Consider the following 10208-nt stretch of genomic DNA (forward strand, 5'->3'; position numbering starts at 1 on the left):
AAGTCAGCCCGACTTCCTCGCGGAGGCGGCAGCGAAGGCCGCGACCCTCGCCTGCGCATCCGGAGTCTCCAGCGCTGCGCCGATCGAGCGCGCCTCCTCCGTCAGCTGCTCGACGAACGAGCGTTCGGGCTGCGAGCGCACGAGCCGCTTCGCCTGTCCGTACGCGTCGGCTGCGCCGGCGAGCCAGAAGCGCGCGATCTCCTCGCCGCGGGCACGCACGGCATCCGCCTCGGCGGCACCGTCGGCGCCTTCCACCGACTCGGCGACGAGCCCCCACTCCACGGCCTCCGATGCCGACAGCAGCCGGTCCTGAAGCACGAGCTGCAACGCGCGACGCTGGCCGACCGCCCTGGCGAGCTGCGCCGACACCGAGAGGTCGGGAGTCAGGCCGATGTTCGCGTACAGGCTGCCGAGCTTGGAACGCGACCCGACGACCGCGTAATCGCTGGAGAGCAGGATGCCGAGGCCTCCGCCGGCCGTGGTGCCGTGCGCGGCGGCGACGACGGGCACCGCAGACTCGGTGAGCGACCGGATACCGGCGTTGATTACCTCGGCGAGCGCGGTGATCTCCGCACCGGATGCACCCATCGTCGTGGCCATGTCGATGACATCGCCGCCGGCACAGAAGGCCGGACCTGCCGCATCGATCAGGATCGCCTGCACGTCGGACCGCGACGTCGCCTCGGCCGTCGCATCCCTCCACGCGTGGGCGAGGTCGGCGTTGAACGCATTGAGGCGAGCAGGACGGTTCAGCGTGAGCCGAGCCATTCCCTCTTCGACGGCGAACAGGATGGCATCACTCATGGCTTCTCCTTCGAGCACAGGACGTGTGGTCCAGCGTAACCGTGATCAGTTCTGCTCCCAGACCTGCGAGACGAAGCTCTCCATCCGACGCCGCGTGCCGTCGAGGCGGAAGTCGACCTGCCCGGGAGTCCGGATCTCGTTGGGCGCGAGCGGGTGCGCCAGACGCACGTTCTCGTGGCACGACAGATCGGCACACATGTAGGTGCCGAACGAGTCCCCTCGTCGCCCCGCCTCTCCCGCGCGCCGTGCGGAGAGGAGTGCGATCTGATTGCCCGGCTGCATGGTGTGGCAGATGTTGCACAGACCCGAGCGTCCGCGCCCCGGCTCGGTGGCACGGAGGACGACGCCGAGAACCCCATCGCCGTGCGGGACCAGCACATAGCCGCGTCGATTGGCGCTCGGATCCTGCCAGGCGAAGAAGTCGAGGTAGTCCCAGTCGACGAGCAGGAAGTCGTGCGGCATCTCCATGGTCCGCAGCTCATCGGCATCCGCATTGACGAACGATGCCCTGACGTCGGCCTCTGTGAGCGGTCGCATCGCTCCAGTCTATGAACGGGAGGCACCCGAGGGCGCCGCGACGCCCTCGGTGCCCTCGGCCGCCCGATCCCGGATGAGGAAGCCGAAGCCGAACGCGATGAAGAACATCAGCACTCCGTAGACGGCGGCGGGCAGGCTCAGCTCCACGGAGCCGAGCACGGACTGCGCGATGACGATCGCGAGCGTCGCATTGTGGATGCCGATCTCGAACGACGTGGCGATCGCCTGCCGCTTGCCCACCCGCAGCATCCGCGGGATCAGGAAGCCGATGGTGAGGCTGATCAGGCAGAACAGCACGGTGATGAGGGCGAGCTGCGTGAAGTTGGCCACCAGCAACGTCCAGTTCGATGCCACCGCGCCGGCGATCACGATGATCAGGATGATCACCGAGGCGATGCGTACGGGCTTGTCCATGCCCGTGGCGAACTTCGGCCAGAAGCGCCGCACGATCATACCCAGCGCCACCGGCAGCAGCACGATCGCGAACACCTCGAGCGCCTTCGACCATTGCAGGCCGAGCCGGTCGTCGAACGGCTCGAAGTACGCGATGGCGAAGTTGGTGATGATCGGCAGTGTGATCACCGCGATGACCGAGTTCACCGCGGTGAGCGAGATGTTCAGCGCGATGTCTCCGCGGAACAGATGGCTGTAAAGGTTCGCGGTGGTACCGCCGGGCGATGCGGCCAGCATCATCATGCCGACGGCCAGGATCGGCGGGAGCTGGAACGCCAGCACGAGTCCGAAGCAGATCGCCGGCAGCACGACGAGCTGACAGAGCAGCGCGATGATCACCGCCTTCGGCTGCTTCAGGACTCTCGCGAAGTCGGCGAGAGTGAGGCTGAGGCCGAGACCCAGCATGATGATGCCGAGGGCGACGGGTAATCCGATGGTGGTCAACGCTGATCCCATGGGACTCAGTGTGGCGGATGGAGGGTCTCGGTGTCACCCGTATATCGCGCCGAGATGACCACACGAAGTAGCCTGCAGGAGGTTCCCACGGCTCGCAGCGGGAGCACGAGGCAGCGCTGCGGATGAAAGATGGTGCGATGGAAGACTCGAACGGCTGGCGACCGCTGATCGCGATTCTCGCGAACCCGGAGACGCGCCGGGTCGCCGCCGAGGTGATGCTGGGCAGCAGTCTCGCGTCGGCCACGGAAGGTCTCTCGCCCTCCCGACGCCGACGGGTGACGGCGGCGGTCACGCAGAGCGGGCTCGTCGACGCGGAGACCCAGGCGCTCGCGCCCGACGTGTTCCGAGAGATTCTGGCGTCGGCCACCGTTCCCCGGCGCAAAGGGATCGAACGGTTCACCGACGGAAAGCGCATCCGCCAGTACCCGGCGAACCTCCACGAGCGCGGGGAGCTCCTCGCCTGGGTCGCCCGCGCTGTGTTCTCCGAAGGAGAGGTCGTCACCGAACGCGAGGCGAACAGCAGGCTTTTGCCGTATTCGGAAGATGTCGCCGTGCTCCGCCGCTATCTCGTGGACTACCAGCTCGTGGAACGCCGCTCGGATGGCAGCCGGTACGCGCTCACCGGCAGCGGACCGGTCGTCCCGACGGACGGGTGACAGCAGCCGCCCGGAGCGCCGTCAGGGGTCGACGAGCTCGAACGTCATCTCCTCCGGCCCCGGCCCCCAGGGGTCGAAGATGATGTCGGGATCGTAGACGTCGAGAGGGTGTTCCACCATCGACCCCAGGTAGCCGTCGGAGTCCATCGCTCGGAAGGTGAACCAGTACCAACCGCGGGAGTTCATCCGCAATCGCTTGAGCGCATACCCGGTGTCGTCGAGAGGGATGATCGCCGAGTGCCCCTGCATGGTGGTCACGTAGATCGTTCCGTTCGCAGGCCCCGTGGCCGCGATCACCACGCCTGTGGTCCGCGCCTCCTCCACCTGCATGTCTTCGGTGCCGGCGATGTCCTCGAAACCCTCGATCACGATGGGGAGGATGGTGAAGGTGCCCGTCGTGGCCGGAGACTGCCCGGTGGCATCGAACGCCCAGGCGCGATAGTCGTACGTGCCGGCGGGGAGCTCCAGAGCGCGCGGGTCGAAGGACCACGCCCCGTCGTCGGCGATCTCCGGCGTATAGCGTGCGCCGTCGACCTCGATCGCTACGGTCGACCCTGGCGTGGCAGTGCCCGCCACCACCGGAGCGAGATAACCGGAGGATGCCGTGGGGCTGGTCACGCCGGGGCCGAGGGCCGAACCCGGACTCTCCCCCGGGTCCGGTGTCGTCCCGGGCGCCGTTCCCGGCCGCGTGGAATTGCGCGGCCCCGGGGCATCCGGGTCGTTGATGAGGTCGATGGAGTCGATCGCCGGGTCCGAATTCCAACGTCCGGTGCGGGGAGGCGACGGCAGTGCGGACGGCGCGGGCGTAGCCACCGTGCCGTCGGGCGCTCCGACCACAGGTGCCGGTGCTCCGGCGTCCGGAACGGACCGCGCCGCGCTCCACGTCTTGTCGCTATCGGCGGCGGGCGCGGATACGGCCGGCGTGGCTCCGGGCAGCAGGAAGGATCCGACGATCAGGGTTCCGGCGGTGAGTACGCCCAGGCCCCCCGCCAGAAGAGTCGCAAGACCCGCTCCTGCTCCGGTGGCGATGACCGCGGCCGCCACCGCGGTGCCGGGAGCGAACGCTCCGGTGGACGGCAGGATGACTCCCAGTGCGCCGAATCCGACGGCGGAGAGGGTGACGCCGTGCAGGCGCTGGGCATCACTGCGAAGGGTGACGAACAGGTCGCCGCACACGTCACATGAGGGCACATGCCCGGCCACTTCCTGCGCCACGACCTCGTCGAGCGGCTCGGTGAGGTGTCGCGGGAGGAGGCGAGCGACATGAGCCTCATCGTCGCGCAGCGCGAGAGGCACCTGCGACGTGAGCCAGTGCATTTTGAGCCCGGAACGGGCTCGTCGTTGCAGGGCGGATACGGCGTTGGGCTTGATGCCGAGCTCGCGCGCGACCTCCGGGCGGGGGACGTCAGCGACCTCGGTCAGCCACAGCACACGTTGCCAGCGTTCCGGGAGCTCTTGAAATGCCCCGAGGAACTGCTGGGCGTTCGTCTCCCGCTCGACCAGGCTGAGCGCATCGCGGAAGTCGGCCCGATCGGGCTCGACCGTGTCGTCGATGTGGTCGGCATCCTTGCGCCACCGGATCGCCGTGTTGCGGATCACCGCCTTGAGATACGACCGGAACGCGAACTCGGGCCCCGCGTCCGAGGTCGTCACCTGCTGGTAGATGGCGAGCAGCGCCTCGGAGGCGAGATCCTCCGATCGCGAAGGGAACAGCCGGTGCGCGTAGCGGAGTGCAGCGCCGATGTGTCGCTCCCACAGCACGGCATACGCTGCCTGATCACCGTCCCGAAGCGCACGGAGGAGTTCGGCATCACCGCGAGAATCTTCCACGTCTTCCCTCTCCAGAAGAACGCCCGCTCATCACCGGCGAGCAGCTGACCGTAGACAGATCCAGGCGGTCGGTCCACCACTGAATCTGTGTTCAACGACGGGGCTGGGCTCATATTAGCGGCAGCGGACAGGGCCGCGGAGTGGGGAACTCCGCGACCCTGTCCTGTCCGGGCGCCCGGTCAGGCGTCGAGGCGGCGCCGCCTCGTCAGCATCAGAACAGCGCCGGCCAGAACAGCGAGCAGCGCCGCAGCGATGCCCGCGATCGGTGCCGGGGCGCCGGTCGCCGCGAGGTCTCCCTTTCCACCCGGAGCCGGTGTGGTGGGCACACCGGGATCCGCCGCTTCGACCGCGACCGTCTGCGCCGCGTCATCGAGGTCGGTGTGCACCGCGACGGGGTCGCCGGTGACATCCGTGCGGACGAAGAGTCTCTCGAACGCCACCAGCACCGCGCCGGCGGACTCTGCCGTGACACGGAACGACACGTCGACCGAGCCGTCCGGAGCGGTCGGCGTGAACGTGGTCGACCCCGTGATGGCCGTCGACTCGCCGCTCGCCTTGTCCATCAGCACACCCGTGACCGTGTACTCGGTTCCCGGCGTCAGGTTGCGGTACGCGATCGTGTCGATGAGGGTTCCGCCGCCCGGAGCCAGAACATGGTCCTGGTCAGCGGCATCGACCAGCGATGTTCCGATGAACGGCTCAGGTGCTTCCGGCGCCTGCTCCACCGTGACGGTCTGCGCGAGGTCGTCGATGTCCTTGTGCTCGGCCACCAGGTCTCCGGATGCGTCCGGGCCCTCGAAGAGCTCCTCGAAGGCCACGAGCACGTCTCCGGCGAAGCCCGCCGGCACGACGAGGTTCACACCGACGGATCCGTTCGCCGTCGTCGGAGTGAACGTCGTCGAACCCGTGATGCCGGTCGGCTGGCCGTCGGACTTGCGCACCAGCTCACCCGAGACCGTGTACTCCGTGCCCGGAACAAGGTTCTGGTAGGCGACGGTGTCGATCACCGCTCCCCCGTTCCATCCCAGCACCCGGTCGCCGTCGGCGGCGTCGACCAGCGACGTCCCGATCACCGGCTCCGCTGCACCGGGCTGAGCGGCCCATTCCACGGTCGCCTCCCCGGTCGTCTGCGTCGCCTCGGGGGCCACCAGGATGATCGACTGCGCGTGGTCGTCGGCCGTCGGCGTGCCACCCGGCACGTTCGGCACCGAAACCACCATGCCGGTGCTGCTCGATCCCTCGGCCGCGACCCGAACGGTCGCGCTTCCCGCTGCCGTCGATGCACGCAGGTCCAGATACAGCTCCTGACCGTCTACGACCGCATCGAGTGCCACGGCCGTTCCACTCGCGTCGGTGACCGAGACGGCGGGGTCCACGGAGACGGCGACGGCGGCCCGGTTCGTGTTCACGACGAACGGCCCGACGAGGGTGCCGGCCGTCTGTGCCACACCCGGCGCCGTCACCGTGGCCGTGACCTCGAAGTCCCCCGGGGTCAGACCCGGGTTCGCGTTCGCGCCGTTCACGAGGTACCAGTAGGCCGCCTCAGAGTCCGGCGTCTCCCACGCCCACGCGGCATCGAACGTGAGGTCGGTGTATCGCCAGATCGCGTACTGCGTGGCCTCGATCGCATCGTTCCGCGAGATCTGCGCGACCCCGGCCGCGGCTGCGAGATCTTCCAGACTCACCGCGGGGTAGCTGTGGGCGAGCACCCACAGCACCTTCCCCTGGATGGCAGGGTCCACGAAGTAGTTGCTGCCGAGGAAGCTGTCGCCGTCGCCGACGGTGCCTACCCGACCCGTCTGCGCCGTCACCTGGTTCTCGAGGCAGTACGCCCAGAGGTCCGGGTCCCCGGCCTGGACCCCTTCGGACCAGATCGGGAAGATCCCCGTACCGCTGTAGCCTTCCTTGCTGCCGATGTAGACCGAGTCCCCCGGGGCGATCTCCGCGGCCGTTGCGGCGCTGACGCCCACGGGTGCGACGAGCGCGCCGAGGGCCAGCAATGCACCCGCGACCCATCCCGCCGACCGAGTCGACCTCCTCGACGGCATCGCGGCCGTCATGCGAGGCACGCCGGGTTCACCGCGGTGAAGCTGAACGGGCCCACCCAGATGTTCTGGATCGGTCGATCCGTGGCTTCCCTGCCCGAGTTGTTGGCGACGAAGGTGAGGTCGAACGCACCGACCGACGGCTCGGTGACCGCGATGTTGCCACCCGGGTTGGTCGGGATGACCTCGACATTGGGGGCACCGGTGAACGGTCGCCACGGGTTGGCGGACGTGCCCTGACCGCGAATCCAATCCGTGTTGTAGGCCCCGGTCCCGGCAGCAGCGGACAGGTAGACGCGCTCCGCACCGCCGAGACCGTCGAGCGCCTGGAAGCCGTCGATGTCCTTGATCTTGTACGTGAGGTTCTCGACGATGCTGGGCACGCCGTCCAGCGCGAAGCTGAAGGTCACGCGCTCGCCTCCGCCGATGTTGTTGAGGTTCACGGTGTCGAGCGACAACCGCACGCTGGGCAGCGCTTCGTTGCCCTGCGTGCTGGAATCCAGAACGAGGTTGTTCGTCGTGTTGATGGTCATGTTGGCCGCCCCGTTGGGGACCGCGCTGAGCGTGAGCGTGAAGTCCTTGCCGTCACCGAAGAGGTCGGTCCACGTGAACACGGACGAGGTGGCGCTCAGCCGTGTGTACGTGGCGGTGCTCGTGCTGACCGTCGCCGTGCAGTTCGTCGTCGATGCAGCCGCCAGTGGTGTGGCCACGGCGGCGGCGATCACGGGCAGCGACCATGCTGCTCCCTTCACGATCGTCCTGCGCGACATGCCGCGCCCCGGGACTGCTACCTCGTTCTCATTCATCTGTTCCGAATCCCCTCGATTGGACGCCGATGCCTCCGGTGTGGACGCCTGTGCGTCGATACACCTACAAGGAGTCAGGCGGTCTCGAAAAGTGACGCGAGGTGGAGAAGAAAGAGCCGAAAAGGCGGAGAACGTGACGCGAATCCACTTTCCTGACCCCCTCGCGTCACCTCCGAGTGCGTTCCGACTCCTTACCGAGGGACGACAGAGAGCCCACGGAACAGAGGGCTCGACAGAGCCGGACAAGGAAACAACATGCAGGAAGAACTCGACACCCACGGCCTCTCCCGCCGGACGCTCGTCAAGGGGGCGGCGTGGTCGGTGCCGGTCGTCGCTGTCGCGGTCGCCACTCCGCTGGCCGCGGCCTCCACCACGGCACCGCCCGCCACCTTCTGGGCGACGGGAGCAACCGTGAGCGTCGTGAGCGGCAACGTCACCAACTTCACGGTGGAGGGCAGCGACGCGGACGGGAACCTCGCGCTGCTTCCCGCCGGTACGAGCGTGACGATCGTGCCCGACCCTGGCGTCACCCTGGCAGTCACCAACGCCATCGGCATCGTGGTGACGACGAACCCTGACGGCTCGATCACGGGCATCATCACCGCGAACGACATCACCAACATCCGCATCCAGTTCCGCCCCACGGGTGCGTCCGGTTCCGGCTACGCGATCACGACGAACATCGACATCGACCCGTTCACCGAGACGATCGACGTCACGCTGCGCTGATCCGATCACGAAGAGATGGCCGGCCCGCCGATGCGGGCCGGCCATCTGCGTTACACCGCCCGAGCATTGACCGGCAGCCGGGCCGGAGGCGCTATCCCGCGAGGAGTCCGAGCCCGCGGATGCCGTCGACGACGTTGTCGTGGTCCTGCGCAGACGGCAACCCCGACATCGTCGCGACCGCGACGACACCCACACCCTCCACGCGGATGGGGACAGCACCGCCGGCGACGGCGTAGACGGCGGGATCGAGCCACCCCGGTTCGTACATGTCACGCCCGCCGTTCTCGATCCGTGCCTCCAGCAGCGCTGTGCTGGTGTCGAAGCGGAGGGCCGTCGCGGCCTTCTTCTCCACCCAGGAGTCGTTATCGGCGGTCGCGCCCGGCAGCGACGCGTGGAACAGGATCCCTGACGAGGTGCGCACGTCGACGGCGACCGGATGACCAGCTGCGAGTGCCCGTTCTGCGATGGCACGTCCGAGCTCCCATGCGTCCTTGCGATCGAACCGCCGCAGGACGAGTTCGAGATGTTCCTTCTCGAGCTGGGCGAGCCTTGCGTCATCGGCCATCGGTGCTGCCTCTCGTAGGTGGTTCGAGTGAGACTGTAGCGGGCGAGGGCAGAATTCGAGGAGTCCGTCGGCGGCTGGGCACGGGACCGAGGGCGCGGTCCCCCGTCGCGTCCTCTCGCCGAGACGAGCGGATCAAGCCGAAAGGCCGCTGACTCGAGTCAGCGGCCTTTCGAAACGTCCTGGTCGGGTCCGAGGACCTCCGTGGTGGCGAGTGAGGGATTCGAACCCCCGAATGCTGAGCAGTCTGATTTACAGTCAGATCCCTTTGGCCGCTTGGGTAACTCGCCAGAGCGCACCCGTCCGACTTGAACAGCCAACCGGGGGCACGAAAGATAAGCATACCTGCCCGAGGCGGGTCGAAGAAATCGAACCGTCAGCTGCCGTGGACCCCTCGCTGAGCGTCCGCCAACGACTCCGGAGTCCGCAGCAGACCGCCCTCCGCACGACACGTCGCGGCGGCGATGTCCATGGCGCGGAGGAGGAGCACATGCCACTCCTCCAGCTCGGTCGGGGACGTGGACACCAGCCCAGCGGCAACGGCTGCGAGCGTCGCATCTCCCGCGCCGACCGTGTCGATCACGTCACCGGCGAGCGGGGTGATCGGCGCGGAGGCGATGCCCGCTTCCGTGTCGAGCGTCGCACCGGCCGCACCTGCAGTCGCCAGCACCGCAGCGGCACCGATCTCGCGAAGCCGCATTCGCAGCGCGTCGAGATCGCCATCGTAGAGGACCGCCGCATCGTCGGCGCCGACCTTGACGATGACTGCCGATGCGGCGATCCGCTCGAACCCGCGGACGAAGTCGACGCGATCATGCAGCATCCCGAGGCGCGGATTGGGATCCACGGCGACACGGGCATCAGCGAGGGCACCGACGAGAGCATCCACCTCTTGCGGCACGTCGAAGGGGAAGCAGCTGATCGCGACGAGCCCGGCATCCGCGATCGCCTCGCGCGCCTCGTCCGAGTAACGGATGCTGCGCTGCCGGGCCGCCTCGTTGAACACGTACTCCGGTTCACCGTTCGCCGCCCGCCGCACGATCGCGCGTGAAGACCCGAGGGGTGCCTCGCTCGAGATCAGACGCACGCCGTGATCGGAGAGGTACTCGCGGATGTGCGCGCCGGCCTCATCGTCACCCACCATGGCGATCAGAGTCGTCTCGATGCCGAGCCGACGCAGGCCCACGGCGACGTTCAGCGCGGCGCCGCCGACCAGTTCACGCACGCCCGCGGCATCGTGGATCTCGTCGATCAAGGCATCGCCGATCACGACCACGGACCGAGCGGAAGATGTCTCGTTGCTCACCCGCCGACACTACCGCGCCCGCTT

At 68.0% G+C, this 10208-nt stretch carries 10 protein-coding genes and 1 tRNA gene; 2 read left to right on the plus strand and 9 right to left on the minus strand.

The window, feature by feature from the left end; all coding sequences use genetic code 11:
- Positions 1-3 precede the first annotated feature (3 nt).
- From CQ034_RS18725 to CQ034_RS18735, 3 genes are read right to left on the minus strand one after another with little or no spacing between them, the layout of a single operon-like run.
- Positions 4-804, minus strand: coding sequence for an enoyl-CoA hydratase/isomerase family protein (locus CQ034_RS18725; protein WP_105712276.1), 801 nt, complete (start codon positions 802-804; stop codon positions 4-6).
- Positions 805-849: 45 nt separating this feature from the next.
- The gene (locus CQ034_RS18730) at positions 850-1341 is read right to left on the minus strand and encodes an FBP domain-containing protein (protein ID WP_105712277.1); all 492 of its coding nucleotides are present in this window, start codon (positions 1339-1341) and stop codon (positions 850-852) included.
- A gap of 9 nt (positions 1342-1350) precedes the next feature.
- Entirely contained in the window at positions 1351-2250 is a 900-nt protein-coding gene (locus CQ034_RS18735; RefSeq protein WP_105712278.1) for a bile acid:sodium symporter family protein, read from the minus strand.
- A gap of 137 nt (positions 2251-2387) precedes the next feature.
- Here CQ034_RS18735 and CQ034_RS18740 point away from each other — a divergent pair, with 137 nt between their 5' ends.
- Positions 2388-2906 carry a DUF2087 domain-containing protein gene (locus CQ034_RS18740; RefSeq protein WP_181156380.1) on the plus strand — a complete coding sequence of 173 codons (519 nt, stop codon included), beginning with the start codon at positions 2388-2390 and terminating at the stop codon, positions 2904-2906.
- Positions 2907-2927: 21 nt separating this feature from the next.
- On the opposite strand, the gene CQ034_RS18745 is transcribed toward CQ034_RS18740, so the two are convergent.
- The 3 genes from CQ034_RS18745 to CQ034_RS18755 all read right to left on the minus strand — a co-directional run bounded on the left by CQ034_RS18745 (position 2928) and on the right by CQ034_RS18755 (position 7533).
- Positions 2928-4736: a sigma-70 family RNA polymerase sigma factor gene (locus tag CQ034_RS18745; protein WP_181156381.1), complete on the minus strand. Its 1809-nt coding sequence runs from the start codon at positions 4734-4736 to the stop codon at positions 2928-2930.
- Between the two features lie 179 nt (positions 4737-4915).
- Positions 4916-6796, minus strand: coding sequence for a VaFE repeat-containing surface-anchored protein (locus CQ034_RS18750; RefSeq protein WP_105712281.1), 1881 nt, complete (start codon positions 6794-6796; stop codon positions 4916-4918).
- On the minus strand, positions 6793-7533 hold the full coding sequence (locus CQ034_RS18755; RefSeq protein WP_146114887.1) for a hypothetical protein: 741 nt from the start codon (positions 7531-7533) through the stop codon (positions 6793-6795). The genes CQ034_RS18750 and CQ034_RS18755 overlap by 4 nt, the downstream gene beginning before the upstream one ends.
- 309 nt (positions 7534-7842) lie before the next feature.
- Here CQ034_RS18755 and CQ034_RS18760 point away from each other — a divergent pair, with 309 nt between their 5' ends.
- The gene (locus CQ034_RS18760; protein WP_029261841.1) at positions 7843-8316 is read left to right on the plus strand and encodes a hypothetical protein; all 474 of its coding nucleotides are present in this window, start codon (positions 7843-7845) and stop codon (positions 8314-8316) included.
- 91 nt (positions 8317-8407) lie between these two features.
- On the opposite strand, the gene CQ034_RS18765 is transcribed toward CQ034_RS18760, so the two are convergent.
- The 3 genes from CQ034_RS18765 to CQ034_RS18775 all read right to left on the minus strand — a co-directional run bounded on the left by CQ034_RS18765 (position 8408) and on the right by CQ034_RS18775 (position 10184).
- On the minus strand, positions 8408-8881 hold the full coding sequence (locus CQ034_RS18765) for a heme-binding protein (RefSeq protein ID WP_105712283.1): 474 nt from the start codon (positions 8879-8881) through the stop codon (positions 8408-8410).
- Between the two features lie 202 nt (positions 8882-9083).
- A tRNA-Tyr gene (locus CQ034_RS18770) sits at positions 9084-9168 on the minus strand.
- A gap of 86 nt (positions 9169-9254) precedes the next feature.
- Positions 9255-10184 (minus strand): PfkB family carbohydrate kinase, encoded by a 930-nt coding sequence (locus tag CQ034_RS18775; protein ID WP_105712284.1) that lies wholly within the window; start codon positions 10182-10184, stop codon positions 9255-9257.
- Positions 10185-10208: the final 24 nt, after the last annotated feature.

The sequence above is a fragment of the Microbacterium sp. MYb45 genome, from assembly GCF_002979655.1.
Classification (GTDB): Bacteria; Actinomycetota; Actinomycetes; order Actinomycetales; family Microbacteriaceae; genus Microbacterium.